This window comes from Streptomyces sp. NPDC046881, from assembly GCF_040645015.1.
Classification (GTDB): Bacteria; Actinomycetota; Actinomycetes; order Streptomycetales; family Streptomycetaceae; genus Streptomyces.
The window spans coordinates 16276-42324 of record NZ_JBEYXJ010000078.1 but is presented as its reverse complement, the minus strand read 5'-3'; the positions used below and the strand labels follow the sequence as shown (position 1 = coordinate 42324).

General features: G+C 69.6%; 26 protein-coding genes and 1 pseudogene. 19 read left to right on the top strand and 8 right to left on the bottom strand.

The features are described 5' to 3' along the window. The 6 genes and pseudogenes from ABZ923_RS29330 to ABZ923_RS29305 form a co-directional block, all read left to right on the top strand. Positions 1-282 (top strand): annotated as a pseudogene (locus ABZ923_RS29330) (DNA polymerase III subunit alpha); the annotation flags it as partial. A 180-nt stretch (positions 283-462) separates the two neighbouring features. Further along, positions 463-1056 carry a hypothetical protein gene (locus tag ABZ923_RS29325; RefSeq protein ID WP_361477266.1) on the top strand — a complete coding sequence of 198 codons (594 nt, stop codon included), beginning with the start codon at positions 463-465 and terminating at the stop codon, positions 1054-1056. Positions 1057-1128: 72 nt separating this feature from the next. Beyond that, a complete protein-coding gene (locus ABZ923_RS29320) occupies positions 1129-1560 on the top strand; it encodes a hypothetical protein (RefSeq protein WP_361477263.1) in 432 nt (143 codons plus the stop codon). A 120-nt stretch (positions 1561-1680) separates the two neighbouring features. Further along, complete coding sequence (locus tag ABZ923_RS29315) at positions 1681-2790, top strand: radical SAM protein (RefSeq protein WP_361477260.1); 1110 nt, start codon at positions 1681-1683, stop codon at positions 2788-2790. 4 nt (positions 2791-2794) lie between these two features. After that, the gene (locus ABZ923_RS29310; RefSeq protein WP_361477257.1) at positions 2795-2935 is read left to right on the top strand and encodes a hypothetical protein; all 141 of its coding nucleotides are present in this window, start codon (positions 2795-2797) and stop codon (positions 2933-2935) included. Positions 2936-2998: 63 nt separating this feature from the next. Next, positions 2999-3802, top strand: a complete 804-nt coding sequence (locus ABZ923_RS29305; protein ID WP_361477254.1) for an aminoglycoside phosphotransferase — start codon at positions 2999-3001, stop codon at positions 3800-3802. Between the two features lie 796 nt (positions 3803-4598). Here the strand turns inward: ABZ923_RS29305 and ABZ923_RS29300 are convergent. The 3 genes from ABZ923_RS29300 to ABZ923_RS29290 form a co-directional block, all read right to left on the bottom strand. Further along, entirely contained in the window at positions 4599-5744 is a 1146-nt protein-coding gene (locus ABZ923_RS29300; protein ID WP_361477251.1) for a hypothetical protein, read from the bottom strand. Between the two features lie 597 nt (positions 5745-6341). Beyond that, positions 6342-6659 carry a helix-turn-helix transcriptional regulator gene (locus tag ABZ923_RS29295; RefSeq protein WP_361477248.1) on the bottom strand — a complete coding sequence of 106 codons (318 nt, stop codon included), beginning with the start codon at positions 6657-6659 and terminating at the stop codon, positions 6342-6344. A gap of 10 nt (positions 6660-6669) precedes the next feature. Then, a complete protein-coding gene (locus ABZ923_RS29290; RefSeq protein WP_361477245.1) occupies positions 6670-7629 on the bottom strand; it encodes a tyrosine-type recombinase/integrase in 960 nt (319 codons plus the stop codon). Positions 7630-7956: 327 nt separating this feature from the next. Here ABZ923_RS29290 and ABZ923_RS29285 point away from each other — a divergent pair, with 327 nt between their 5' ends. The 5 genes from ABZ923_RS29285 to ABZ923_RS29265 all read left to right on the top strand — a co-directional run bounded on the left by ABZ923_RS29285 (position 7957) and on the right by ABZ923_RS29265 (position 12694). After that, entirely contained in the window at positions 7957-8220 is a 264-nt protein-coding gene (locus ABZ923_RS29285) for a hypothetical protein (RefSeq protein WP_361477242.1), read from the top strand. 552 nt (positions 8221-8772) lie between these two features. Further along, positions 8773-9456 carry a recombinase family protein gene (locus tag ABZ923_RS29280; RefSeq protein ID WP_361477269.1) on the top strand — a complete coding sequence of 228 codons (684 nt, stop codon included), beginning with the start codon at positions 8773-8775 and terminating at the stop codon, positions 9454-9456. Between the two features lie 379 nt (positions 9457-9835). Then, positions 9836-10582: a hypothetical protein gene (locus tag ABZ923_RS29275; RefSeq protein ID WP_361477239.1), complete on the top strand. Its 747-nt coding sequence runs from the start codon at positions 9836-9838 to the stop codon at positions 10580-10582. Positions 10583-10848: 266 nt separating this feature from the next. After that, positions 10849-10995 carry a hypothetical protein gene (locus ABZ923_RS29270; protein ID WP_361477236.1) on the top strand — a complete coding sequence of 49 codons (147 nt, stop codon included), beginning with the start codon at positions 10849-10851 and terminating at the stop codon, positions 10993-10995. Positions 10996-11227: 232 nt separating this feature from the next. Continuing rightward, on the top strand, positions 11228-12694 hold the full coding sequence (locus ABZ923_RS29265; RefSeq protein WP_361477233.1) for a pentapeptide repeat-containing protein: 1467 nt from the start codon (positions 11228-11230) through the stop codon (positions 12692-12694). Positions 12695-12774: 80 nt separating this feature from the next. Here ABZ923_RS29265 and ABZ923_RS29260 read toward each other — a convergent pair whose 3' ends face one another. Further along, positions 12775-13005 carry a hypothetical protein gene (locus tag ABZ923_RS29260; protein ID WP_361477230.1) on the bottom strand — a complete coding sequence of 77 codons (231 nt, stop codon included), beginning with the start codon at positions 13003-13005 and terminating at the stop codon, positions 12775-12777. 75 nt (positions 13006-13080) lie between these two features. Beyond that, positions 13081-13896 carry a hypothetical protein gene (locus ABZ923_RS29255; RefSeq protein ID WP_361477227.1) on the bottom strand — a complete coding sequence of 272 codons (816 nt, stop codon included), beginning with the start codon at positions 13894-13896 and terminating at the stop codon, positions 13081-13083. Positions 13897-14076: 180 nt separating this feature from the next. Between ABZ923_RS29255 and ABZ923_RS29250 the strand changes: the two genes are divergently transcribed. The 4 genes from ABZ923_RS29250 (at position 14077) to ABZ923_RS29235 (ending at position 16729) form a co-directional block, all read left to right on the top strand. After that, positions 14077-14313 (top strand): hypothetical protein, encoded by a 237-nt coding sequence (locus ABZ923_RS29250; protein ID WP_361477225.1) that lies wholly within the window; start codon positions 14077-14079, stop codon positions 14311-14313. A 254-nt stretch (positions 14314-14567) separates the two neighbouring features. Further along, positions 14568-14909, top strand: coding sequence for a hypothetical protein (locus tag ABZ923_RS29245; RefSeq protein WP_361477222.1), 342 nt, complete (start codon positions 14568-14570; stop codon positions 14907-14909). Between the two features lie 678 nt (positions 14910-15587). Beyond that, positions 15588-16388: a hypothetical protein gene (locus ABZ923_RS29240; protein WP_361477219.1), complete on the top strand. Its 801-nt coding sequence runs from the start codon at positions 15588-15590 to the stop codon at positions 16386-16388. Beyond that, positions 16385-16729 (top strand): hypothetical protein, encoded by a 345-nt coding sequence (locus tag ABZ923_RS29235; protein ID WP_361477216.1) that lies wholly within the window; start codon positions 16385-16387, stop codon positions 16727-16729. The genes ABZ923_RS29240 and ABZ923_RS29235 overlap by 4 nt, the downstream gene beginning before the upstream one ends. 822 nt (positions 16730-17551) lie before the next feature. Here ABZ923_RS29235 and ABZ923_RS29230 read toward each other — a convergent pair. Both ABZ923_RS29230 and ABZ923_RS29225 read right to left on the bottom strand, forming a co-directional pair. Next, positions 17552-18316 (bottom strand): hypothetical protein, encoded by a 765-nt coding sequence (locus ABZ923_RS29230; protein WP_361477213.1) that lies wholly within the window; start codon positions 18314-18316, stop codon positions 17552-17554. A 1379-nt stretch (positions 18317-19695) separates the two neighbouring features. Further along, on the bottom strand, positions 19696-19869 hold the full coding sequence (locus tag ABZ923_RS29225) for a hypothetical protein (protein WP_361477210.1): 174 nt from the start codon (positions 19867-19869) through the stop codon (positions 19696-19698). Between the two features lie 530 nt (positions 19870-20399). Between ABZ923_RS29225 and ABZ923_RS29220 the strand changes: the two genes are divergently transcribed. The 3 genes from ABZ923_RS29220 to ABZ923_RS29210 all read left to right on the top strand — a co-directional run bounded on the left by ABZ923_RS29220 (position 20400) and on the right by ABZ923_RS29210 (position 22561). Then, on the top strand, positions 20400-20567 hold the full coding sequence (locus ABZ923_RS29220; RefSeq protein WP_361477208.1) for a hypothetical protein: 168 nt from the start codon (positions 20400-20402) through the stop codon (positions 20565-20567). Then, positions 20560-21363 carry an RNA polymerase sigma factor gene (locus ABZ923_RS29215; protein WP_361477205.1) on the top strand — a complete coding sequence of 268 codons (804 nt, stop codon included), beginning with the start codon at positions 20560-20562 and terminating at the stop codon, positions 21361-21363. Before ABZ923_RS29220 ends, ABZ923_RS29215 begins: the two co-directional genes overlap by 8 nt. A 148-nt stretch (positions 21364-21511) precedes the next feature. Beyond that, positions 21512-22561, top strand: a complete 1050-nt coding sequence (locus tag ABZ923_RS29210) for an integrase (RefSeq protein ID WP_361477202.1) — start codon at positions 21512-21514, stop codon at positions 22559-22561. A 47-nt stretch (positions 22562-22608) separates the two neighbouring features. Here ABZ923_RS29210 and ABZ923_RS29205 read toward each other — a convergent pair whose 3' ends face one another. After that, the gene (locus ABZ923_RS29205; protein ID WP_361477199.1) at positions 22609-24531 is read right to left on the bottom strand and encodes a serine/threonine-protein kinase; all 1923 of its coding nucleotides are present in this window, start codon (positions 24529-24531) and stop codon (positions 22609-22611) included. A gap of 221 nt (positions 24532-24752) precedes the next feature. Here ABZ923_RS29205 and ABZ923_RS29200 point away from each other — a divergent pair, with 221 nt between their 5' ends. Then, complete coding sequence (locus ABZ923_RS29200; protein WP_361477196.1) at positions 24753-25823, top strand: integrase; 1071 nt, start codon at positions 24753-24755, stop codon at positions 25821-25823. Positions 25824-26049 lie beyond the last annotated feature (226 nt).

Here is a 26049-nt window from a genome sequence, read left to right as displayed (position 1 = left end):
GCCAACACGCTCCTCGTCGCCGAGATGGTGGACACCACCGGCATGTTCGAGAAGCGCGACCTCATGCCCAAGTTCGACATCCCCGAGGGCTACACCGAGGTCACCTGGTTCAAGGAGGAGGTCCGCCGCGGCATGGAGCGCCGCTACCCGGGCGGGATCCCCGAGGACCGGCAGAACCAGGCCGACTACGAGATGGACACCATCATCTCGATGGGCTTCCCGGGCTACTTCCTCGTGGTCGCCGACTTCATCATGTGGGCCAAGAAGCAGGGCATCGCGGTCCGATCCCACCTTCCCCGGTTTCGACGCCATCACCTCCGGCTCCCACCCGCATGGCCGAGGCCTGTGGTGGGTGCAGCAGTACGGCGGCCGCCTGTCGTGGGACGTGCAGAAGGACGATGACGGGCGGCTGGTGGGCAAGACGGTCACGGTCGTCATGCCGGCCGTCGGGAAGGAGGCGGCGTGAGCGCCACCGAGCAGCTGGACCGCCGCGACGTCGACCCGAACCGGAGGCTGCCGGACGCGCCCCCGGTCGGCTTCATCCAGACCAGCATGACCGTCGACCCGCGGCACATCGCTCCCGACATGGCCGACCTGACCGCCCGTTTGCGCAGCCTGATGGACCTGCAGCAGCAGCGCGTGCTGCAGCTCCCGCTCGGCGGCCACTTCTTCGACATCGTGGTCACGGCCAGCGGCCCGCAGGCCTACGCCGCTATCAAGGTCCTGGACGGCATCCAGCAGACCAGCCCGGACCAGCCCGACGCGTGCGGGCCGGTCATCCAGGATCCCCAGCGGTCGTGGCTCATCTGGCTCGTCCCGCCCGGCACCAGCGAGCGGTGGGCGGCGCACCGCCACGCCCTGTGCCTCGGCCGGCCGCACCACATCGCTCTGCCGGCGATGACGACGACGGAACCGCCCGGCCCGTACTGGCTGCGCCCCTGCCGCAATGACCGGCTCGTCCCGCCCACGGCGCTGCGCCAACTCCTGGACCAGTTCCGCCCGGGCCCCGCGCCGCACGAAACGCTCCTCGGTTCCATGCTCAGCTCGATCTCCTGATCTCCGCGTGCGGCGCAGGCTTACACCTCCCCGAGCTCGCGCCGCACGCGGCCACGACCTCCAAGGACTGCGATGTTGACGCCTCTCAGGCCTCCGGCCCGGGCCGCCAGGCTTGCAGTGCTGCGCCGGGAGTACATGGGCCAGATCCTCGCCGCTGCAGCCCGCCAGAACCGCACGCCGCGTGTCGCTCCGTACGTGCTCGCGCAGCCCGGCGCCGAGCGGCGTGCGGACCTCGAACAGGTCGCCGGGTACGCGGCAGAGATGGGCTGGCAGGTCGCCCGCAGTTCGTTCGCCGACGTGGGGCAGCCACTCCCCCTCGTCCAGCGGCCCGGCTTCACAGCGGCTTGCAGGTACGCGGCTCAGGGCTATGCCCACGGCATCCTCGCCATCGCCCGCCCGGCCATCACCACCGATGACGACTCCTACGCGCGCATGCTGGAGCACCTGCGGGAACGCGGCGTGTTCCTCGCCTACCTGCCTGCACTGCGCGAGCCCACCCCTTGACACCTGTTCCTCGCCGCCGCAATCGGGGCGCTGGTGAGGAGCAGGCTCCAACGCCCGGTGTCGGGCCGCTTCACCCCCGTAGCGGCCCGGCGCCGGGTCCCACGAGAGAGGGAACATGACGTGCACGAGCTCCTTGCGACACCGTTAGGCGAGCGGCGCCTGATCCTGCGCCCGGGCAGCGCCAAGGCCGTGCAGCTGCCCCGGGCCCGGTTCGAGGAACTGCGCGCCCTGGCGGCCGGGCCCGACGTAATGCCCGCGTGGCTCACCGGCCCGGTGCGGGAGCAGTGGAACGTGGACCTGGTTGGCCGCCGGGTCGGCGATGTCCTGCTGCTGCGCCAGGCCGGGCCGTACGAGTTCAGCCGGGCCACGTGGGAGATCAACCTCGGCTGTGACTACGACTGCCCCATGTGCTACCTCGGCAAGAAGCGCTTCGAGGGCCTGGACATGGACGGCAAGCGCCAGCTTCTGGCCGTCATGCGTGATGCGGGCGTGATCTGGCTGCAGATCACCGGCGGGGAACCGCTGATCGACCCCGACTTCCCCGAGGCGTACCGGCTCTCGCACGAGCTCGGCATGCAGGTGGAGATCTTGTCGAACGGGTCCCGGCTGCACAAGGACCACATCCTGAACCTGCTGCGCACCTACCCGCCGACCAAGCTGACGCTGAGCGTGTACGGCGCGACCGCCGCTACGTACGACGCCGTCACCCGCAACCGGGGTGCGTTCGAACGGTTCTCGGCCGGTCTGCAGGGCGCCGTCGCCGCGGGGCTGAACGTCGACCTCAGCTTGATCATCATTCGGGAGAACGCGCACGAGGCGGAGGCGATGCGCGAATGGGCGCGCCGGCTCGGTGTTCGGTTCCGCGAGTACGCGAACATCTCGCCGACGATCCACGGCACTGCTGAGCCTCTGCCGCAGCAGTCGCCCGAGTACCTCACCCACCGGAAGCCGTTCACCGGCTGCCCGGCCGGCGTGACGTTCTTCCACTCCGACCCGTTCGGGCGGGCCTCGATCTGCAAGGTCGGCCGCGAACCGAACATCGACCTGATCGCCGAAGGCGTGGAAGGTCTGGCCCGGCTCGGCCCCATCGCCGAGTCCCTCATGCTTCGCACCGGAGGATGCAGCGGCTGCAAGCTGTCCGGCACGTGCCGGGTGTGCAGGCCGATGGCGAAGGTCTTCCAGGAGGCGAAGGCACCACTCGCAAACTACTGCCAACACGGAATGAGGTAGTCCCATGCCCGCTGTCATGGTCGAGCTGACCCGCAAACCGGAGCTCGTCGTCCAGGACCCGGAGGACGTCACCCTGATCGGCGACGTCGACACGCTCACCCCGGGCACCGTGCCCGGCTGCAACGACGACAACCCCTACCAGTAGAACTGACTGCCGGGGCCGCGCCCGTGCGCGGCCCCGGCGCCCCGACCGCAACAGGAGAGTCCATTGCCCACCGAGCGCCTGACCCAGCTTCCGGACACCGTACGGCGGCTGATCGAAAAGGTCAGCGGCCCCGTGGCCGACGTCGGCGCCATCAACGCGGGCCTGAACAGCGCCATCGCCGCCCGCGTCCGCACCACGGAGCGCACGCTGTTCGTCAAGGGCCTGCCCCTGGATCACCCGCGGGTGTGGACCCAGAAGCGGGAAGCTCAGATCGGCCCGATCGTCCGCGGCATCGCCCCACAGTTGCTGTGGCACGTCGAAGAAGGCGGCTGGAGCCTCCTGGGCTTCGAGTACGTGGAAGGCGGCCACGCCGACTACACGCCCGGCTCCCCCGACCTGCCCACCGTCATGGCCACCATGATCCGGCTCGCCGACGTCCCCGCGCCCGGCTTCGAGCTGAAGACGATGCCGCACCGGCTGCGGACGTTCGTGGACGACCCGGCAGAGCTGTCCTGGTTCGCCGGGAACAGCCTGCTGCACACCGAGTGGAACCCACACAACGTCCTCATCACCGACCACGGCGCCCTGCTCGTGGACTGGGGATGGGCCTCCCTGGGAGCCGCGTGGATCGACCCGGCGCTGTGGGCGCTCTGGCTCATGGCCCTCGGCCACACCGCCGAGCAGGCGGAGAGCGTCGCCGCTGCTCACCCGGCGTGGAAGCTCGCCCCGGCCGAAGGCCTCGACGTCCTCGCCCGGGTCCAGCAGCGCGTCTGGGACTCGATCGCCGAGCAGAGTGAAGACGACTGGGCGAGACCCATGCAGCTCGCCGCGGAAGCCTGGAACGGGCACCGGCAAGCCCAGCGCTGACCGGCGCCCGCACGGCTACGGAACCCCCGCCCCAGCGCGGGGGTTCCTGCGTTCTCCGAACCTCCCGCGCCCCAGGTGTAACGCCTCGGGCGGCCACTCCGTCCATATGCGGGTGTGAGTAGTTGGCGTACAGGAAATCCCGGTGAGATTGATCTTGGTCGGCTAGCACGCCGTCCGGGACTTCGCTGAGGTTCGCGGAAAGACCGTCGGGCGGGTGTCGGCTCCGGCTACGGTCCGCCTCGTGCCGGTGGAGTTTCTGACTAAAGGCCGTGGGTTCGAGTTTTCCGAAGGGGGCTCGTAGCCGAACTCGCGGGTGGTGCTTCCAGAACGGTACCGAAGCGGGCTCGGGTTCGTCCGGGCCCGCCGAACCGAGGGTCATGAGGCCGCAAATCGGGACGAGTGACAGGCGGCTGCGATCAGCGCCTGGCGCAAGAGATGTCCGTATTGTGGCAATTCGAAAAGTTCATCTAAAACAGTAAGCATGAGCCGACGAGTTGACACATGCGAGCAGCATCCGAAATTCGAACTCCGCTGGGGTGGACTGCATTTGACCGTTCAGCGTGTTCCCACTTGGCTGATCACGCTGATAACTACGGCCAGTGGCACTGGAGCTGCCTGGTGGACGAGTCGCTAGCGTGCGACCCCGAACTTCCCGTTCCGAGACCAACACCAAGAGCCCAACCAAGACGACGGGCACGGGCCCAGGCCCGTGCCTGAGGCCGACGCGTAGTCCAGACTGCCCGCGCCACTGCGGGGCTGCGGCGTTCGGCCCGCAGAACGATCACCTGGTCCGTTCCTACTCTGGCCCTGGTCGGGGTGCTGATCCCGCGTTGCGGAGGCTGTGTTCAATGAGGCCGGGTTGGTCGACGGTGCCGGTGTAGCGCAGGGCGGCACCGACGGACAAGCCGAACAAGTCACAGATGCGGCGGGGGTCGCCGCCGGTGGCCTCGGCCTCGTGGAGGAGGCGGTCCTCGCGGAGCCGGCGGGCGGACATGCCGAGCACATCGTTGATCCAGACGTTGCTGACCGGCTCGACGCCGCAGCCGGTGGTCTGGGAGACGAACAGGTGAGGGTTGGCAGTACGGGGCCACCGGTGGTTTCGGTAGTCCAGGTAGGCCGCCACGCGGGTACGTACGGGCTCGGCGAGCAGGACAGTCCGGTGGGGCAAGAACATGCGTCCGTCGCGCAGGTCAGTGGTCTTCAGGCTGCGCAGCTGCCCAGAGGTGAGCGCGTGGAAGATGACCAGGGAGGCCAGGGCGGCTCGCGGCGTCTCCTGGTCGTGGAGGACTTCCCGGAGGGCGTCGACCTCGACGGGCAGGGGAATGGTGGGGGTCGGCATGCCGCAGAAGATCCGGGCGGTGGGGTCGGTGAAGATGATCCGCCGGTTCTTCAGCGGCCGCAGGATGTGCCGTAGGCCCTGGAGCATGTCGACGCGCGGGGTGCCGCTGTCGGGCAGGACAGCGAGGATGTCGGCACGGGTGATGGACCGGAGCGAGTCCTTGCCCTGGTCCGCCCAGGTTCGCAGGGCGGGGAGAGCGTGCGTCACCATCCGCTGAGTCCACCGGGGCGGTCGCGCCTTGACGCGTGGTGCGGTGGTGCTGCCGGACAGCTTCAGTTCGAACCAGGTGGTGAGCTCCCCGAGCATCGGTTCGGGAAGGCCGGCGGTGCGCTCGCGGAACCAGGAGACGACGCCGGGGGTGCGGTCGTCGTCCAGCATGCCGAGCTGAGCCAGCAGCTTCAGCAGAGGTCGGGCTGGCAGGAGCAGGTCACGCAGCAACAGCACGTCGGACGCCCGGAACCGGGCGCCGGGTGTCTCCTGGATGCTCAGCAGGACACGCAGCCCGCGGTCCAGGCCGTAGGCGGTGTAGTACCCCAGCTCGTGGCGTTGCGCGTAGTCGTCGACTGCGGCCTTCAGCGCCGCTGCAACCTCGGGCGCGTCCACGTCGGGGAAGCCCCGTTCTTGTCCCCGCCGCAGGTCCCGGCCGGACGAGGGGGACGAGCTGCTGGTGTTCTGCTGGCACCAGCGGGGGCGGAAGCTGTGGAGCCAGCTCGGGCCGACGCCGTGACCCCTTCGGGTGCAGCAGTTGCAGGCGCCGTTCCGCGTCCGCGAAGTACAGCTGCTGCCCGTGCCGGTTCGCCCCTTCCAGGTCCAGGGCCCGGCGGCGGGGCCGCAGCATCTGAGCCTGCTTCATACACAAACGGCACGCGCCGCTCTCGCCCAGGTGCAGGTCACGTCCGCAGATCCGGCAGGGGCCGGTGACCGGGTAGAGCCGACGCCAGGCCCGGCACCCCACACACATCCGGCCGTAGCGCCGCAGCATTCCCCAGGCGAAGCAGTCCGGGCAGGATGCCGGGCGCTCGGCTGACGAACCCCGGTAACAGTTACGGCACTTGAACGCCGTCCAGTAGTCCTCGGTCGACCCGCACTGACGGCACGGCGGCGGGTCGCACGGCTGCGGTCGGCAGCGGTGGCAGTACTTCGCGCCCTGGCTGGACACGGGCCGCTGGCGGCACCGCGGGCAGGTCCTCGGCGGCGCCATCAGATCGGTGGAAGGGTCCGGCCGCGGCCCAGTCGCGGTAGCACCGACGAGGACCCGGTGGCTGCTTGAGGCTCGGCCTGCGGCCTTCTGGCCGCTGCCACCTCCGGCTCGTGCACCAGCAGATCCGCTGTGGTGCACTGCAACACCAGGCAGATGATGTCCAGGTCATCGAGCCGAACCGTCGTCGGCGTTCCCGTCCACAGCGCCGACATCTTGCCCGTGCTGATCTCCAGCCCAGCCTCCGCCAGGCGTCGGCGCATCTCGGTGGACTTCCAGATCCCCCGCTCGGCAGCCTTCATCCGCAAGTTCCAGCGCATATCCTCTTCCTCAGCCCAGGCCCAGCCGGGTCGAGACCCGCTGGTTCGCCGTCGCCCACGTCTGCTCGATGTGGTTCTCGTGTACGTGGATGTACCGGGTCGTAGTGGACAGCCATTCGTGGCCCAAAAGCTCATGGACCGCCTTCAGATCGACGCCTTGCAGGTAAAGCGAGGACGCGCAGAAATGCCGTAGGACGTGTGGCGTCAGCCGTCCGGACCACGGGGGCAGGAAGATCGCGACCGCGCCCTTCAGGCCCGACCGCAGCGCGTCGTCACCAGCCCGGAGGCAGAACCCGGTCAGCGGGTCACGGCGCTCGCTCGGGAACATCGGGGCGTCGGGGTTGGCGTAGTCGTCGCCGAACTGGTGCCGTACGTCGCCGAGCCACCAGTCCATCAGCGCGTCCGTCGAGTTAATGGCCGGCACCAGACGGCCCTTCGGCCCGCGCCCGCGACTGCCCTTGCCGTGCCGGACGTGCAGCTTCCCGAAATCGCCCAGATCCGGCCGCCAGTCCCGGATGTCCAGCTTGAGCGTCTCGGTCATGCGCGTCCCGACCCGCCGCCACAGCGAGGCGACCATGTAGTCACGGGCCGCAGGCAGGAACTTCCTCGCGCTCCCCAACGACTCCCGCCACCCGTTGAACAGCTGGTCCACCTCCGCCTCGGAGGGCGGGATGCGCTTCGTCCCGTACTCGCTCTTGGCCGGCCGGTTGAACTCGTCGATCGGCTGCACCAGCACGTGACCGGTCAGCGCGTGGATGTCGCCCTGGTAGCGCGCGATCAGGAAGTCGAAGAACTGCGCGAGCGTCCACGCCTTGCTCTGGACCGTGCTGTGCGCGAGCCGCTTGACCTTGCGCTGGTCCGCGAGGAAGCGGTCAGCGTCTTCCGGACCGCTTGTCCATACCGGCCGGCTGAGGAACCGCGCGTACTCGAAGATCGCCCGCCGGTCGTCGGCGACCGAACTGTCCGCCATCCCGGCGCCGACCCCGGCGAGCAGGAACTGGTCGACCAGCTCCTGCTCGAAGTCCTCCTACTCCTGCGCCGTCGTCAGCCGCCGCGGCGTACCGATCGACCGGACGACCGCGAGCGTCATCAACGCCTCAGCTCACTGCGAACGACCATGCGTCATAGATAGCGGCAGAACGTCAGGAATCTCGACGGAACATCGAAGTCTCCATGCGATCGAGTGAACCCCCGCTCACCAGTGCCGCAGGTCAGAAGATGATGGACCGCGCAGAAGGAACTCGCGGGAGTCCCGACAGCGCGGGCGGCCGCGCTCGTCAGCTGAAGGGAGCACACCATGGTGCAGATCAGGGTCATGACGGACGACCGCGAGCGGGGCGAGCGGGTGGTGGACATCCTGCTGCCGCTCCTGCAGGCGTGCACCGCGCTGCGGGCGGGTGAACCGACGCGGCTGTCACACCGCGGTGGCGGGCTCCGCCTGGTCCTCGACGTCCAGCCGACCGAGGGGCCCGCCTCGGTCCGCCTCGACCGCGACGACACCCCGGCGCGCACGTCCCCAACTCCGGGTCGACGGCGAGCTCTCCCACGAACGCCCGGGTAACAGTCCGCCGCGACTGTTACCCTCCTGACCTGCGGAAATTATAGAACGGGCCCCGATCTGAGGGCCCGTTTCCGGCGTCTGGGGCCAGTCGTCAATCGGCGACTGGCGGGGGCCGGTTCCATGAACGGGACCTCATCTGAGGGGCGAAAGGAGGAAGCGCCCGGCCGTGCCCCCGCGAACGGTTCGCCGGACCGGTCACCACGACGGCGCCGCGCTGAGCGGAGCGCCCACGACGGGCCCGGCCACATCGCGGCAGCAGCCGCTCCCCCTCGACCACGGCCGGTGGTGCGGTCTCCTCACGCGCCCGCATTCGCGACGGCGGGAGTACGGCGGGCGGCCCAGCTCCGGCCGGCTCGACGGCACACGACCCGGCGCCCCTCCCCCACCCACTCCGCTGCCAGCCTGTCCTCCGTCACAACCGAGCCGCCGCAGACGGCAGCGCGCGGGCCACGTAAACCGCCCACCGTGGCCGACTTCTGGTGGGTTTCCTGTCTTCCTGGCCCCAGCGACTCACTTAAGGGGTGAGGCGGGAGGTGCCCGCCCGATCGGAGGCTGACGACGACTCCCGCCGAGTGGGCGGACGCCGACAGCCCGCTGGACACCTTCCCCTCCAACTCCTCCGGAGCCCGCGTCGGGTATGCGCGCGTGTCCACGAAGGGGCAGCTTCTCGATCGGCAGATCGCGGCCCTGAACGCGGCCGACTGCGTACGCGTCTTCGCCGACAAGAAGTCCGGCAAGAACGCGGAGCGCGAGGAACTGTGGAAGTGCCTCGACTACCTTCGGCCCGGCGACACCCTGGTGGTGCCCTCCCTCGACCGGCTGGGCCGCTCGATCCAAGACCTGATCTCCATCGTCTCCGCCCTGCGCAAGCGCGGCGTCGGCTTCCAGTCGCTCCACGAGGCGCTGGACACCACGACACCGGGCGGCCGCCTGGTCTTCCACGTGTTCGCCGCGCTCGCGGAGTTCATCCGCGAGCTGATCGTGCAGGGCACCCACGAGGGCCTGGCGGCGGCCCGGGCCCGCGGCGAGCGCATCGGGCGGCCGCCGGCCATGACGGAGGAACAGATCCGGCATGCCCGCGCGCTGCTCGCGCAGCCGGAGAACACCATCACCTCGATCGCGAAGCTACTCGGGGTATCCCGTACGACGCTGTACAAGTACGTGCCGGAGCTGGCGGCGGGCCGCGACTCGTTGGTGCCGAGCGATGCACCGGCGGCGCTGCCCGCTCCGTGCTGATCTTGCGCGTCACAGACGAAGGCGCCCCGGCCTCGCGTCGATACCGCTGATGTGATCAGCGCCACAGGCGAATCAGCAAGATTCTTTGCCGGTTCCCGGCCGTACCGCGCCTAGAGGTGACGGACCCTTTTGCTCAGTCCCACCAAGGAGTACTGCCATGACGCGCGTCGGCGCCCCGCCCCGCCCGGCCTCCCGCCGCCCCACGGCGAGCAGTCGGGGGTGCACGGCACTGCTGCTGCCCGAGCCGGGCCGGGCCACTAGCGGCCCGCCGCGGCTGTCCTCCCGCAGCTTTGTCTGCGTGGCGCGCGGCGAGGCCTTGCCTGAGATCGAGGTCCGCATGTCGGTCGGGGAGGCACCGGGCCGAGAGCTCCCTGGGACCATGACGGTCTACGAACTCCTGGGCGTCTTGCTGCCAGTCGGCCTCGACGCGACCACGAGAGGAGAACGACCAGACGCTGGTAGAACCACGCTCGGCATCGTTGCGCTCTTGCTCCTGATGGTCGCCACCCTCCCCGAGACGCCGTCCGCGCCAGCCCGAGTCGCGCTCTGCGCCGCCCTGACAGCCCGCAACGCCGCCATCGAGGGCGACGCTGAGGCCGTCGACGCCTTTAGCCGCAACTGGCTGGGCCTGTCCCACCCGGCAGCGTGGCGCGAGGCGGTGGAGGCGGCCCTGCTGGGGGACTGGGTGGAGGCGCTCGGCCGGGGGCTGGCCACCGACGACTACGTCCAAGCGCTGCTGGACCGGCACGCGCGCAGCGAGCACCGAGCACTGCAACCGCTGTGGGAACGTCGGGTGCGTGGCAAGCGCACCGCCTTGCTCGGCCAGCCGCTCAGCCCGGGCCTGACGGTGCAGGACTTGCTCACCGAGGAGCACACCCCAGAGGACGCGACGCTCGCCGCCGAGCTGGCCGACAGCCGCCTGCTCGCGGTGTTGCGCACACTGGCCCCGGACGAGGCCGGGCTCGCCCGGGCCTGGGCGGCCAGCGGCGAGAGTTGGGCTCGAACGGCACTGAACGCCGGTCTGTCGACGGCTCACGGAGAGCGGGTGCGCCGCAAGCTCAAGCGGCTCGGCACTCTGTACACCGCCCGGGCGGCGGCCACCGGCAACGCGGCGACGCGGGCCTGAGCAGAGGACGTCCGCCCGGCCCACTGCCCATTGGCCGCGATGAGGGGAGCCAGTCCGCTGTCCTCACCCAGCCCGGCGGCGCTCAGCAGGGCGGCCGCGGCGGTTCCGACGCGACCACCCGCGAAGACCCGGCCACCCGCACTCCAGCCGACGGCCGCCGCAGCGGCGACTTGCGCGGCTAGTCCCCGGCCCCTCCATGGTCGGGTCACCCCTCACCTGTGCCCCAGGGGAGGCCTTATCTTCCGACCGACCATCCAGGAGCACCCATGCCCAACGAGCGCAACACCATAGCCATCGCCGCCCTCACCGCCGTCGTTGCTGGAATGTTGGTGGTGGCGCATCCGGCGCTCATCCCGGCCGTGACCGTGGTCGTGGCGGTGTTCGGCGCCATGCTCGTCTACCTCAAGTTGTGACCCCGGCGCACGACCGCAGGCGGCGGGCGGAGGGGCTGCCGCCCGCGGAAAGGCTGGCGTACATGTCGAAGCTCGGCGGGGACACACTTATCGGCAGGGCTCCGACGCCGAACGAACCGGAGCGGTGCGAGTGGACTCCTATCCAGAGTCCATCAAGTGCCGTGCCGCTGCGCGTCCGCGGTCGCCGAACCTAGTCGCAACCGGCGGAGGGGGGCGGGCCGTCCTGTCGATCGTGAGACTCTCCCTGCCTCGGCGCCAGGCAGAACGGCGCAGCCTGCGCCTGTGGCACGTCTGGATCGTCCTCCCCCTGGCCTTCGTCACCGCGCTCGTCGTCGCCGCCGCGGTGTTCTTTGCCGGGTGGGACCTGCTCGGCGCCCAGGCACTCAAGCCCGAGCACCGCATCGACTCCAAGACGCTCTTCGACCTGGTGAAGCTCTCCTTCGGCGTGGTCGCCGGGGCAGGCGCCCTGGTCGCCCTGGTCGTTGCCTACCGGCGCCAGCGGGTCGACGAGGACGGTGCACTGCGCGAGGCGACCCGCCTGCACACCGAGCGCTTCACCACGGCCGTCTCCCAGCTCGGCGACGACTCCGCCGCAGTCCGCCTCGGCGGTGTGCATGCCCTGGCGGGACTCGCCGACGACGCCCCCACCCGGGAACTCCGCCAGACCTGCATCGACGTGCTGTGTGCCTACCTGCGCCTGCCCTACGCCGCGGAGTCCGAACTGCCAGCCGGCGACGCAAACGCCTGGCATGCCTATCTGGCGCTGCGGGAGGTCCGGCACACGGTCATCCGGCTCATTCGCGACCACCTGCGCCTGGGCCCCGAGCACCCGCACTCCTGGCAGGGGCACGACTTCGACTTCACGGGCGGCGTGTTCGACGGCGGGGACTTCGCCGACGCGGAGTTCACCGGCGGCAGGGTCGACTTCAACGCCGCGGAGTTCATCGGCGGCACGGTCAGCTTCGTCGGCGCCAAGTTCACCGGCGGCACGGTCAGCTTCAGCAGCGCGAGGTTCACCGGCGGCACGGTCAGCTTCGTCGGCGCCAAGTTCACCGGCGGCACGGTCAGCTTCAGCAGCGCGAGGTTCACCGGCGGCACGGTCAGCTTCAGCTACGCGAGGTTCACCGGCGGCACGGTCGACTTCGACGCCGCGGAGTTCGCCGACGGCACGGTCGACTTCGCCGGCGCCAAGGTCACCGGCGGCAGGGTCGACTTCAACGCCGCGGAGTTCGCCGGCGGCAGGTTCTACTTCACCGGTGCCAAGTTCACCGGCGGCACGGTCGACTTCAGAAGGGCGGGGTTCACCGGCGGCAGGGTTGGCTTCGTTTGCGCGGAGTTCACCGGCGGCACGGTCAGCTTCGACCGCGTGAGGTTCACCGGCGGCACGGTCGACTTCGCCGGCGCCAAGGTCACCGGCGGCAGGGTCAGCTTCATAAGCGCGAGGTTCACCGGCGGCACGGTCGACTTCGACCGCGTGAGGTTCATCGGCGGCACGGTCGACTTCGCCGGCGCGGAGTTCACCGGCGGCACGGTCGACTTCAACGCCGCGGAGTTCGCCGACGGCACGGCCGACTTCGACCTCGCGAGGTTCACCGGCGGCACGGTCGACTTCTCGCGTGCTTTAGGTGCGGCTCCGGATGGCCTGCAGTGGAGCGGGTCTCCTTTGCCAGTCGGACTAAGCCTGCCTTCCACCTGGTAGCTAAGGGGTCAACCTTACCGGCATAACTGTGACGCCGAGGGGACCCTATCGGGCCCTCGACGGTCGATGGTGAGGGCGCGTCAGGCGGTGGGGTGGGGAGCCTCGTCCTCGTCGGCGCGGACGCCGGCTCCGAGGGTTCGTCGCGGAGCAGGGACGGCGGCGGAGTGAGGGGCGAGTACGCCGCGAGCCCGCAGCTCGTCCAGGTCGGGGAGACCGACTCCGGGCAGGAAGTCGAGCAGATCGGCCTGGGCGGCGCGGATGTGGTGCGGGGCCTCGGGGCCAGTGCCAAGGATGCGGCGGGCGGCTGTCACGCGGTCATCGTAGGCGGCGCTTCAACTGCTTCCATCTCAGCATGGACTCCGGATATGTGCGCAGGAGCGGGTCGATCACTCACCAGGCCGTTCATATCGACGACGGATTTCCAGCGGCAGTTCGTCCCAACGGACCTCCTCCGTCGTTACGTATGGCAGTCCTGCCTTCTTCCGAGCCTCATTGATGATTCGCTCGGCTTTGTCTTCGGCCGCGGTTTTGATCTGCTCGGCCTCCGCGGAGGCCTTGGCGACGATTTCGGCGGCGGCGCGGCGGGCCTGGGACCGCACCCGCTCGGCCTCGGCTTTGGCCGCTGTCAGGTCCCGGCGCACTTCCTCAAGCTTCGCTTTGTGGTCTGCCAGCAGCAGCTCTGTCTCTGCTTTCCGTGCCTCGCACCACTCCTCGGCGTCAACCCGCGCTTGCTCTAGGATTCGTTGTGCCTCCTCGTGGGCCTCGGTACGGGTGGTCTCCGCTTCGTTGCGGGCCTGGTCGAGGGTGTCCTGCACGCTGGTACGCAGGTGTTTCCAGGGGTCTTGTGCCTGCCGCTGCAGGAGTTTGACCTCCTGCCATCGGCTCCGCCAGGGGCTGACGAGTTCGGGGCGGGCCCGATGGGTCGCGGGCACGCCATCGGGGAGTGCGCGTGGGTTGCTGACGACCCGGACGAACTCCAGAAGCACTTCTAGCGAGGGGAGGCGCTTGCCGGACAGTACCTCGTTGATGCCGGCCTTGGTCAGTTTGGGATGGGCCGATGCTTCGACGAGCGTGGCGTACGACGGTGCGCCGAAGGCGATATGCAGGCGGTTCAGCTCGGTGGTGAAGTTGAGCAGCGCCTCGTTGCAGGCCGCGATGGCAGCTGCGTCCTCCGGATCCACTTCTGGGCTGCTGAGCGTCACCAAATCTCCTCTTGCTGTACTAACGCAACGCTAGAGGGGCCTGGTTCTGAACGTCCACGGATTGCGCCGAACATTCCTGAACGGTTGTGCCGTTCAGCGGCTGACCTGCGGAGTTCGGGTGCATGCGAGTTCGTACGGATCACTGGGGCTTCGAGCGGCTGGGGCGGTCTGCTTGGTGCCATGACGGACATCGACACCACCTCGCAGATCCCCGACCCCGACCTGCCCCGCCCCGCCGACGCACCGGCCCTGCCCTCTGATGGCACGCCCGCCCGGCAGCGGGCGCTCGACCTGATCGCCCTCGTCGCCCTGCTGGGCCTGTGCGCAGGGGTGTACCTCGTGGTCGGGGACGCCGGCTTCTCCGTGATCATCGGCGCGGTTGCCGGACTGTTCGGCGCCTGGCGCATGCGGCATTGACCGGACACGATTCTGGCTCCCGGTAAGCGGCACTTACCAAGAGCCAGACGGGATACCCCTCTACGTTGCTGCGCCGCTGCCTGCTGTCGGACACGGGACTTCCCCCGCGAAGGGGTGGAGCGCGGACGGCACTGTGCACACCGGACTTGCGCGCCTTGGCCCGCGGTCCCGCACTGTGCCGTCCGGTGATCAGCCCTCCGGGCCTTCGCCGCGTTCCGCCTCGATATCGGCATGCAGAAGAAGGACAAGAGACGATGTTGACCAACGTGTTCAGCAACTGGGCGGCGGACGTCCTCGCCGGGCTCACGCTCCTGGTGCTCGGCTTCCTGGGACGCCGGCTCCGGCGGCGGGCGGCCCGTCCCGCCGGAGGTGACCCGGTCGCCCCGCCGGCGGCCGCGAACGGCGTCCGCATCTACACGCTGCTGGGCGCCCGGGCCTCCGACGGCCAGCCCGTCCACCTGCCGAGCAGCCGGCCGGCTGGGACGGTGGTCACCTGGACCGGCCCCGGCGGCGCGGAGCGGTTCGAGCTGACCGACGGAGTCCTGCCGGACGGCACGTACGCGGCGGACCGGACGGCGCTGTACCGGCGCCGGTAGCGCCCGACTGGGGGCCGGACCCGTCGCACCGGTCCGGCCCCGCTCGATCACCTCGCCTACCAACGAAACCCGGAGTACGGACCCCGCAGTCCCGGGAGGCCTCGCGCCCGCACAGACCAACGGCGGGGCACGACGTGCGGGCCGGCCACCGGGGTGGTCGGCCCGCCGGGTCGTCAGCCGCAGCAGCTGCTGCGGTGATCGGTGTAGGCGGTGACGAGCTCGGCCACGTCCGTGGTCCCTCGGGCGGTGGCGGTGTACCCGCAGCTGCAGGCGAGCGTGGCGGCCCGGCGGCGGCTCCCGCGCGCGGCGAACGGATCGGGCGGCCGCCGGCCAGAGCAGAGGAAGAGGCCTGCTCCCCCCGCGCCCCGCGCCCGCCTGACGCTGCGCCACCTCCCGCCGGGTCCCGCCCTTATACGAGTAGAAGGTGATGACCGCCCCGGGCCGTCAGCCCTGCTGATCATCGTCGATCAGTCCTGCTCGCGCGGGGCGCATCCGAGCCCCCACGCGCCGCCCGTCGGCCGCCGCGCTCCCGCTCCGCGATGGAATCTCCAACACGGCCGTGACCTGCGCAAACAACATTGCCGCCCGGAATTATCAGCAATCTTGTGGGATGAATTGATGCTCCCGCCATAGAGCAGCGCGATACAACATCTAGTGCGAGAGTAGGTATGTATCTCAATGCAAGATCAAATTGCGCTGCCCGACGAGACGCAGCAGCCCGGCAGCGCCCCGACGACCAAGCGCGTCAAGCGCAGGAACGTCGAGCAACTGGCCGCCGATCGCGCCCTGTACGAACGCCTGCGAGAGCAGAAGTTCGTGGGCAACGAGATGGAACTGCTGCGTCAGGACCTGTGGGTCTACGGCTGGAAGGTCCTGCGCGCGTGGATGAGCGACGGCACGCTCGTGGAGAAGTGCGGCGAGCGGAACATCCCCATCCCCGCGCGCTGGGACGAGATCGAGACCCTGAAGCGGCATCGCGACTCCCGTGACGAGGTCACCCACGACGCCGTCCAGAACGCCGTGAAGACCTTCACCGAGGACATCCTCCCGGCCGGCCACTGGGACCCCGACAAGGGCGCCAGCATGCGCACCTACTTCACCGTGGCCTGCATGTTCGCCTTCCGTGACACGTTCAAGAAGTGGGCCAGCAGGCACCGCCGCCACCTCGCCATGACCGCGAACGCGGTCCTCGACGGCGACCGCCTCGGGCGGAACCTCCCGCCGGACGAGTCCGTGATCTACCGGTGGACCGTCCAGCGGATCCTCCAGGACGCCAAATGGGAGGCCCGCGCGATCTGCAGCCTCATCTACCAGCAGAAGTTGACCCAGAAGGAAATCGCCGACGAGCTGGGCATGACGTCCCGGGCCGTCGAGGGACACATGCGCCGGCTGCGTACGCACGCCAAGACTCTGGTCGCCCGCGGAGAGATCGATGCCCTGTACGGCCGCCTCACCACGGCGAAGGCGAGCGGTCGATGAACAACAACAGGACCAGCCAAGACTCCGACCCGCATTCCCCGGTGCAGAGGCCGTTCTCGGCACGAGGGAACGGCGCGGGCCGACGCGTCACAGGAGGGGTGGTCGGCGCGGGAACCATGGTTACCGCCCTCACGATGGCGGACGCCCCCTGGTGGGTGGTGGCCATCGCGTTGGCCCTCGGTATCGCGGTGTCCGCCCTGCTCATGTTGGCCCAGTCCCTCATGCCCGACGAGTCCGAACACAAGCGCGACGTGCTGCTGGCATGGATGCGCCACCGCGAGCGCCAGGCCCGCGGCCGCGTACCGAATCAACGCCGGCGCACGGCTCGGTCACGCCAGTGACTGCCGGCGCGGCGGAACTCGTCCGTCCTCCCCGCACGCCTTCCCCATGTCTGAGGCGGGCGTGCGGGGAGGACGAGGCCATCCGCCGGACCGGCAGGCGGCACTGTTACCGGCATGACTGTGACATGTGACAGCGAGACAAGCGCCGTCGGCGGGGCTCTGCGCCATATGCGAGCCACACACGAAGCTTCCGGGCACTACCGCATGCTCCCCGGAACCTGCAACTCCGTGTCGGACTGGCCCGCTCGGGCGGCATACTCCGATACGGCCGACCTCAACCGGCTCTCTCGACAGGCAGGCAGTCATAGCCGAGGGGGACGGGCCGGTCGCCACCTACCTACACACCCACACACCCACACACGCCCCGAGACCCCGGGGGCAAACATCGCCGGACGCCCACCACTTCGTACAGAGAGAAGACGGGCACGCTCGGGGGTCCTTCGGCGTGTCCCGGTGTTCCATGTACGAGCTTCTTCGCGCCTCGCTACCTGAATTCTTCGGCAGCCTCGGCGCCGCACTGGTCCTCACAGCTTCTGCCTGGGGGGCCGCACGCCTTCGCGGCCGCCGTGCCCAGCCACGACCGTCCGAGACAGACGAAGACTGAGCGGACTGAGGCCCGGAGTTGCTCCGGGCCTCAGCGTCCTAGCCGACGGCGTCTAGACGAACGTCCCATCGAACAGCAAGGGTCGCCGTGCCCCTCGGGCTGTCGGCCGCCGTCGGCCTAACAGATAGCCGGCGTCCTGGCGTAGTCCGGTCCCAGGGAACATGGGGTTCTGAGAGGGCCCTGGAGTCCTAGCTCAGACACCGGCCGCAAAGTAGTGGTCAGGGCTTCGTGAGCGCGGTCTTCTTTTCAAGGGTGGGGCTGGCGCGGCGGGCGGCGGTGTCGAATCCGCGGCGCAGGGAGTGGCCAGCCCACTGCCCCTCGAAGCCCGCGAACGTGGCGGCGCGGGTGACGACGGCGGCCGCGGCGGTCGGGGTGATGCGGCCGGAGGGGTCCTCGATGGTCTGGCTGTGGCGGGTCATGGGTGGGACGATTCGGCCGTGCCGGTCGATGCGGACGAACAGCGGTCCAGCGGTGCGACCCTTGGCGTTCAGCGCGGCGAGCAGCGCGCGGACGGCACGTACAGGGCAGGTGGCGGGGTTGGAGCCGTAGGGCACGGCCACTTTGTCGTGCCGCTTGAGCTTGCGCCGGTAGATGGTGACCAGGAGCCCGGCGTTGGTCTCCACGGCGTCGGCCTGATTGAGCGCGGCCAGCTCAGAGACGTGGGCGGTGCAGGCGTAGCCGAGCAGCAACAGAGCGGCGTCCCGCTTCCCGATGAGCGTGTCCTGGTCAAGGGTGGCGAGCATCTCGCGCAAGGCGTCCGATGGGGAGGGCGCGGCCCTACGCGGGCGGGCGGCCCGGGCCTCGGCTCGGATCTTGGCGGCGGCCAGGCGTTTACGGTAGCCGGACAGTACCTTGCGGGCGCCCTCGGTCTCAGGGGCGGGCAGAGCGTCCGCCCTGTGCGCAGCGCGGACGGCGGTCAGGACGCGATTGATGGTCCCGGGGGCGAGCGGGCGGCCGGTCTGCGGCGACGGGGTTACGGTCAAGTGCGCCACGTACTCAGTGACAGTCTCCGGGGTAGCAGGCAGCGGCCGCCGACCGACGCTCGCGCACCAGGCAGTGAAGGCGGCCATGTCAGCGGAGTACATGAGGCGGGTGGACTCGGTCAGCTGTCGGTCGGTCTCGGCGGTCCCCATGGCTATGTGCTGAGGGTCAGAGCCGGGGGCGCGAAGGCCTGTCACGCTGGTCATCGTAGGGCGGCCCGCGTTACGGGAAGGCGCCGGAGTCCTAGCCCAGACACCAGCCGCAGGTAACTGGTGGAGAAGACCGTTCAGGAGATTGCCGACACGTTCGAAGTGCCGAGGCCGACGGTGTACGAGTACCTGCCAGTCGAAGAAGACCGCGCTCACGAAGCCCTGACTACTACTTTGCGGTCAGTGTCTGAGCTAGGACTCCAGGGCCTAGTCCGGCCCCAGGGAACATGGAGTTCTGAGAGGCCGGGGCCTCGACGGTGGGTTCATCGGCCCCTCTCGGTGGTCTCTCTGCCGCACAACGATAGTTGCTTTCCAAACACTCATTCGAGTGAAAACGTGCGGAAGACTTGCCGGGATCGGCGGTCATCGGCGCCACCTCGGCACCGTGACTGGTGCGGGGAGCCTGGCCGGAGGCGGCTTGGTAGCCAGGCGGGCTCGGCATCCCGCCGGCCCGCGCTCCCTGCCCAAGGCGGTGTCGCACATGGGCCGCGGCCCACGGTCTCTCCGCAGCCCGTAAGCAGCCGCTGCCGGCTGCACGTTCGCCTGCTGCCAGCACTACGGGATCCGCTCTAGCACCGTTTCCGCTGGTCATGCCGCGCGACACGCACGTTAGCTCCGATGTATGAGCCGGGCCCCACATGTAGTGGTTGGATGGTTACAGCTGCCCAGAAGTTGTGGTCCCCCGGTCGGAGTCGGCTGCCAACCGGCTTATGCTGGGGGCTGCTTCACCGCACGAGCCCCTCATGTGCTCTGTCCCTCAGGGACAGAGGCCCTTCCCCAAGGGCCACTTGGGGCTTAGTGAGGGGAGGCACCGATGGACCAGCACGAGCACTGCGCCTGCTTCGAGCGCGTCCTGATCTGGCGTCAGGCGTTCATCGACTGGGCGCCCGTGATCGTCACGGCCATCGACGTGCTGCGGTCCTTCTGGTCGTGACCAGGAAACCGGATCACCCCGCCGCAAGGCCTGTGCTCAGCAGTGAGCCCGGCCGATGGGAAGACGGCCGGGCCCGGTGACTGCAGTACTCGCCGCAGGGGGTCTGTCGCCGGTTGCCGCCAGCTTCGGGCCCCCTCGTGGCGTCCCAGGGCGTGCGTCCCGGTCAGCCAGGTTGTGTTGCGGTGAGTCCCCTGCATCGTACGGGAAGGGGTGCCCGGCCTATAACCCGGCTGACCCATCAGGCGGGATGGGGCGGCAGCTCCTCGTCGGCACGGCCGCCGGGGCCGAGGGTCCGCCGCGGAGCCGGAGGCGTCACCGGGCAGGTGCCAAGAACTCCTCTAGATCGCAACTCGTCCAGATCAGGCAGGCGGACGCCGGGCAGGGAGTCGAGCAGGTCGGCCTCGGCGAACAAGCCCTTTGGGAGGTAGGCCGCCGTCGCCGTCACCAAGGCCCGCGCCGAGAAGCGCGCCCGCCGACGCGATCAGGGATGAGCACCAGGACCACGCCGGTACGGTGGCCGCAGACCGCGTCCCGGTTGTGAGTAGTTGCGGTACAGGAAATCCCGGTGACCTTCCGGCCCGGCCGGCGACGCTCGCGCCCGGCACCCAGCCCGACTCAGCAGACTGACCCGCGTGCACGGCTACGTCGACGTGGCCGTGCACGCGATGCCCGCGCGGGCTACCGGTGTGCGCCCGGATCGCCGCGGCGACCTCCAGCAGGGCATACGTGACGGCCCCAGGGTGTCAATCACGGCCGCCACCGTCCGTACGGGGCGAGAGAGAGCAGTTCGGGCAGGCCCCGCTGACGCTCCTCCAAAAAAATCTTGGCTGTGGTGTCAAGAATCCCGTCGTCGCACGACTGTCAGGGAGTCGTACGGCCGCCGCTTCAGGGTGAGGCGTTCAAGGCCGCCGACTGGAGGGGTTTTTCGTGGAGGTTACGGGCGTGGGCACCGTCATCATGTTCCTGGTGGTCGTGTGCGCGCCGGGACTGAAGAGCGTGCTCAACAGCATCGCCTTCCGCATCCGGGCGGCAGGCAAGGCGGAGCTGGAGCGCGCACGGCGGGAGGCGGGCGGTGCGCGCCGTGCGACGAGGCGGGGGCGGCATGGCTGAGGATCAGGCGACGGAACGCGCCGAGGCGGTAGCGGCCCTGGCCGCCGAGCAGTACGGGCAGCTGGTCGGCTACGCACGGAAGAGGCTGAGGGCCTTCGACGTCCCGCAGGCCTGGGTGGATGCCGATGACGTGGTGCAGAATGCCCTCGCGAGCGTCCTTGCACGCAAGAAGCCGGTCCAGAAACTGCGCCCGTACGTCTTCACCGTGGTCAAGAACGAGGTCTGGCGCGCGGCGCAGCGCTACCGGACCGGCCAGCCGTACGGGAGCCTGGACGCGGACGTCCAGCTGGAAGCCGCCGGCCCCGCCGACCCCATCGGTGCCGCCGACCGGCGCCTGGACCTCGCGGACACACTGGATGCTCTGCCGCCACAGCAGCGAAAGGCCGTGCTGCTCAACAAGGCGCTGGAGTTCACCCAGGCGGAGACCGCCACGATCATGAACACCGCACCGGGCACGGTGGCCACCCATGTCTCGCGGGGGATGGTCACGCTGCGGGTGACTCTCGGAGCCCTGGGTCTGGCCCTGGTGGCATGGGGCACAGCCTGGTGGTGGGGTCAGAGCAGGGACGTCACTCCGGCTGCAGGTTTTGAGAGGGTGAAGGATCTCAACGTCTGGCGGCTCGCGCTCGGCTTCTCCGTCCTGGTCCTCCCCGTGACCGCGGTAGCGCTGGCCGTCTACGTAAGTACCCGGCCTGACCGGGAACCACGCACCTGGTGGGAGCGGCTGGGGGTCCGTCTGCGGAAGTCTGTGAAGCAGCTGATGAACGGTCCCGGTGGATTCGCCGGTAACGACTGACGAGTAGGCCCCGACGGTCGGGAGGGCCGGACGGCCCGGCCCTCCCGAGGGCCCTCGGATGTTCGCCGGCACCTGCCGGTCATGGTTCCGGGATAACTCCATATCAGGAGTCCAGGGAAGCGCGTAAATCCGGTGAACGGGGTGTCTCATGTCAGATGGTCAGAAGACGGTTGAACCGGTCGTCATCCCGGCCGCGCCGGCCCGGCCTGAGGAGTACGACACCGCGACCCAGGCCGCGCTCGACCACATCGACCGCCAGGCCGTGCGCACCGTCGCCGACGGCCGCCCGGAAAGCACCCGCCGAAGCTATGCCCAGGACTGGGCGAGCTGGACGAAGTTCTGCGCCGACTCCGGAGTGCCCGTGCTCGCCGTCACCCCCGGCACGCTGGTGATGTTCGTCGAGTGGCTGTGGACCCAGCCCGGCGGGAAGAAGGGAACGTACATCGCGCCGTCGACCATCGGCCGCCGCATCTCCGGCACCGTGGTGACCGCCCGCGCCGAGCACGGCGTGCGGCTGGAGGACGGCGTCGCCCGCCTCGCCCGCAACCGCCTCAAGCAGCTGGTCAAGGAGATGGAAGAGAAAGGGGAGACCCGCGGCCGGGGCCAGGCCCCTCCGCTGCTGGTCGAGCACCTGGTGAAGATCAGCGCCGCCTGCCCGGACAACCTCAGGGGCATCCGGGACCGCGCCATGGTGCTCATGCACTTCGCTGTCGCCGGCCGCGAGCACGAACTCGCCTTCAACCGCGTCCGCGACTACGCCGAGACCCCCGCCGGCATCCAGGCCGACCTGCGCGTATCCAAGGTCCGGCCCCGCGTCGTCCCGGTCCCCTACGGCTCCCGGCCCTCGATCTGCCCGGTGAGAGCCTGGCAGGCGTGGAAGGAGGCCGCTGGCCTCACCGACCCGGACGGATACGCCTGGCGCCGCCTGCACAACCGCTGGCACACCGTAATGGAGGGCGGCCTGCAGCCCGCAGCGATCGGCGACGTCGTCACCCGCGCCGGCGAACGCGCCGGGATCGAGGTCCGATTCACCGGCCACAGCCCCCGCCGAGGCCTCGCCACGTCCTCCCGCCTGAAGGGCCACGACCAGATCGTCATCGCCAAACAGGGCGGCTGGGCCCCCCACTCCAAGGTCCTCGCCGGCTACCTCGAAGTCGTCGACCAATGGGAGGACAACGCCCTGCTCGGCGTGCTGTAGACGGCTGTCACACCGGCCGGGTCCTCCCAGGCGCCAGGATGCCCCGATTACGAGGCGCCGTCCTGACCGGTGGCCGCGTCCAGCGCGTACACCCGCCTGTCATCGCTGCCGATGTAGACGATGCCGTCCACGACCGCCGGCGACGAGAAGACCCAGTCGCCGGTGGTGTGTGTCCAGCGCGGGGTGCCGGTGGCCGCGTCCAGCGCGTATACCTTCTTGTCGCGGCTTCCGATGTAGAGGGTGCCGTCCACGACCGCCGGCGACGACTCGACCGCGCCGTGGGTGGTGTGGGTCCAGTGGGGGGTGCCGGTGGCCGCGTTCAGGGCGTACACCTTGTGGTCCCAACTGCCGATGTAGACGGTACCGTCCACGACCGCCGGCGACGAAAAGAGCCAGCCGCCGGTGGTATGCGTCCAGCGGGGGTGGCCGGTGGTCGCGTCCAGCGCGTACACCGTGTTGTCGCCGCTGCCGATGTAGACGGTGCCGTCCACGACCGCGGGGGATGAAACGACCCAGTGGCCGGTGAGGTGCGTCCAGCGGGGGATACCGGTGGCCGCGTCCAACGCGTACACCCTATTGTCGCGGCTTCCGATGTAGACGGTGCCGTCCACGACCGCCGGCGACGAACGGACCTCGCCGCCGGTGGTGTGTGTCCAGCGGGGGGTGCCGGTGTTCGCGTCCAGCGCGTACACCGTGTGGTCGTCGCTTCCGATGTAGACGGTGCCGTTCACGACCGCCGGCGACGAATAGACTTCGTCGCCGGTGGTGTGTGTCCAGCGCGGGGTGCCGGTGGCCGCGTCCAGCGCGTACACCTTCTTGTCGTTGCTGCCGATGTAGACGGTGCCGTCCACGACCGCCGGCGACGAAGGCCATGAGGTGGTGAGGAAATGCCTCCAGGCGCTGCCGCTGGCGTGTGTCCAGCGGGGGGTGCCGGTGGCCGCGTCCAGCGCATACACCTTCTTGTCGCGGCTTCCGATGTAGACAGTGCCGTCCACGACCGCCGGCGACGAACGGACCGCGCGGCCGGTGGTGTGCGTCCAGAGCTGGCGGGAGGGCTTCGCCATGGCGGGCCGGGCCGGTGGGGGCCGGAGGCCGCCGATGACGGTGCCGACAAGCCGGTGGCTGGGCTCTGCCGGCGGGTCCGTCGGTGATACAGAAGGCGGGGACGCGGGTGGGTGGCTGAGGCGGTCACGGACATCGGCGGCACTGGCGGGCCGGTCGTCTGGTTCCTTGGCGAGGAGTTCGGCCATCAGTGCGTTGAGATGGGGCGGCAGGCCGGGGCGGTGGCTGGAGGGCGGTGTGGGCGGGGTGTTCACATGGGCGTACATCAGGGCCAGGGAGTCGAGGCCACCGAACGGGGTGCGGCCGGTCAGTAGCTCGTACAGCACGCAGCCGAGCGAATACAGGTCCCCGCGGGCGTCGCCGACCTTGCCTAGGAGCCGCTCGGGCGGCATGTAGGCGATTGTGCCGACAACGCGGCTGGTAACGGTCAGGGTGGAGATGTAGCGAGCGATTCCGAAGTCGAGGATCTTCACGCTGCCCGCCGGGGTGAGCATCAGGTTCTCCGGTTTGAGGTCACGGTGCAGGATCCGCACGCTGTGCGCGGCGTGCAGCGCGTCGGCGACCTGCGCGGTCCACGCCAGGACGTCCGCGACCGGCGGCAGGCCGTCTTGCAGTACCACGCCCAGGTTCCGGCCGGGAACGTTCTCCATCACCAGGTAGAGCGTGCCGTCGCCGTCCCGTCCGAGATCGTGGACGGTGACGATCCCTGGATGACTCAACGCCCCCGCCGTGCGGGCCTCCCGGAAGAACAGCTGCTCACCCTCGGTCGTCCCGAGATGCGGCTGGAGCAGTTTGACCGCCACAAAACGCTCCATCACGCTGTCGCGGGCCGCCCACACCTCCCCCATGCCGCCCCGGCCCAGCAACTGCTGCAGCTCATACCTGCCCGCGATCACCCGCTGCGCCACCGGCTCCCCCGCTTCCCACGAACTGCGCGCATTCTCCCGTACGGATCCCCAGCGAGATGGCGATTCGACGGTGCTAACCGTTGTCACGCGAATCGTCCCGGACCTGGCACCTGTGAGGTACTGCGTCGAGCACCAGGCACCTGACCGCTTACATATGCCTGCACCAGATGCGACAAAGCACGGTACGAAATAAGCGAACTGACGGACGATCGGAGGAGAACGTGACGGATCTGGACACACCCCGCGTAGTGGCGCCCTCTCTGGTCCTCCCGGCCGCCGCCGGCGTCTCGCCCGTGCCCGGCGCCGAGTTCACCCCCGACGTGCTCGCCAAGCTGCAGGAGCTGGAGGAGCGCTCGAAGAAGCACGAGCAGGACCTGCGCCCGAAGAACACCACCGACGGGTACGCCGCCGACTGGAAGCAGTGGGAGCAGTTCTGTGCGCTGCTCGAACTCCCCGTCACGGCCATCACGCCCGGATCGCTGACCGCGTTCGTGGAGTGGCTGTGGTGGCAGCCCGGGTGGAAGGAGGGCACCTACACGGCGCCCTCGACCATCGACCGCCGCTTGCCCGGAGTCGTCGTCACCGGCCGCACCGACTACGGGCTGCAGCTGGACCGCAAGGTCGCCTCCCGCGCCCGGTACGTGCTCAATGCCAAGGTGAGGGAGATGGAGAAGACCGAGGAGACCCGCGGGCGCGGGCCGGCGCCCGCCCTGCTCGTGCCCCAGCTGCGCGCCGCCGTCCAGGCCGCCCCCGAGAACCGGCTGGGCATCCGCAACCGGGCCATCGTGCTGCTGCACTTCGCCCTCACCGCCCGCGAGCACGAGGTCGCCTACCTCCGGTTGCGCCACATCGCGGAGGTCGAGCACGGCCTGGAGGTCGACATCCGGGTCTCCAAGATCGCACCGCGCAAGGTCAAAATGCCCTACGGCAGCAGGCCCTCCACCTGCCCGGTCCGGGCGTGGCGCGCGTGGCGGGACGCCGCCGGCCTCGCCGACCCGGACAACTTCGCCTTCAAACCGCTGCACAACCGCTGGCACACCCCGCTGCCCGGCGGACTCGACCCCGAGACCATCGGCACCATCACCACCGAGCTGACCGCGCGCTCCGAGCTGCTGCAGCGCTACACCGGCCACTCCCCCCGCCGCGGCGCCGCCGAGGAGTCCCGCCGCGCGGGCAACGACCGCAAGGTCATCGCCAGGCAGGGCGGATGGGTGGAGAACTCCGCCGCGATGGAGGGCTACTTCGAGGCCGGCGAGGGCTGGGAGGAGAACGCCATGATCGGCGTGCTGTAGGTGAAGGACAGCACCGCCTTCATGAAGAACAGCACGGTCTTCATCACGGTCGTCAGGAAGACCGCGCCGATCTCCGACGCGGCCCTGGTCCCGCGAGCACGATCATGTATGCGCGTTGAATGGTATAGACAACATAGGGGTGAAATCTTGTAGCCCTTCACTTCCAGCCCCTTCTTGCCTGACGCCGCACCGGCGTGCTGTAGTCAAAAGGCACTGGTCAACGCTT

Coding starts and splice junctions, on each gene's coding strand:
- ABZ923_RS29275 (WP_361477239.1), top strand. CDS start 9,836: ATGACGGTCTACGAACTCCTGGGCGTCTTGCTGCCAGTCGGCCTCGAC.
- ABZ923_RS29320 (WP_361477263.1), top strand. CDS start 1,129: ATGTTGACGCCTCTCAGGCCTCCGGCCCGGGCCGCCAGGCTTGCAGTG.
- ABZ923_RS29215 (WP_361477205.1), top strand. CDS start 20,560: ATGGCTGAGGATCAGGCGACGGAACGCGCCGAGGCGGTAGCGGCCCTG.
- ABZ923_RS29290 (WP_361477245.1), bottom strand. CDS start 7,629: ATGGCGGACAGTTCGGTCGCCGACGACCGGCGGGCGATCTTCGAGTAC.
- ABZ923_RS29245 (WP_361477222.1), top strand. CDS start 14,568: ATGTTGACCAACGTGTTCAGCAACTGGGCGGCGGACGTCCTCGCCGGG.
- ABZ923_RS29250 (WP_361477225.1), top strand. CDS start 14,077: ATGACGGACATCGACACCACCTCGCAGATCCCCGACCCCGACCTGCCC.
- ABZ923_RS29210 (WP_361477202.1), top strand. CDS start 21,512: ATGTCAGATGGTCAGAAGACGGTTGAACCGGTCGTCATCCCGGCCGCG.
- ABZ923_RS29310 (WP_361477257.1), top strand. CDS start 2,795: ATGCCCGCTGTCATGGTCGAGCTGACCCGCAAACCGGAGCTCGTCGTC.
- ABZ923_RS29240 (WP_361477219.1), top strand. CDS start 15,588: ATGCAAGATCAAATTGCGCTGCCCGACGAGACGCAGCAGCCCGGCAGC.
- ABZ923_RS29295 (WP_361477248.1), bottom strand. CDS start 6,659: ATGCGCTGGAACTTGCGGATGAAGGCTGCCGAGCGGGGGATCTGGAAG.
- ABZ923_RS29270 (WP_361477236.1), top strand. CDS start 10,849: ATGCCCAACGAGCGCAACACCATAGCCATCGCCGCCCTCACCGCCGTC.
- ABZ923_RS29285 (WP_361477242.1), top strand. CDS start 7,957: ATGGTGCAGATCAGGGTCATGACGGACGACCGCGAGCGGGGCGAGCGG.
- ABZ923_RS29235 (WP_361477216.1), top strand. CDS start 16,385: ATGAACAACAACAGGACCAGCCAAGACTCCGACCCGCATTCCCCGGTG.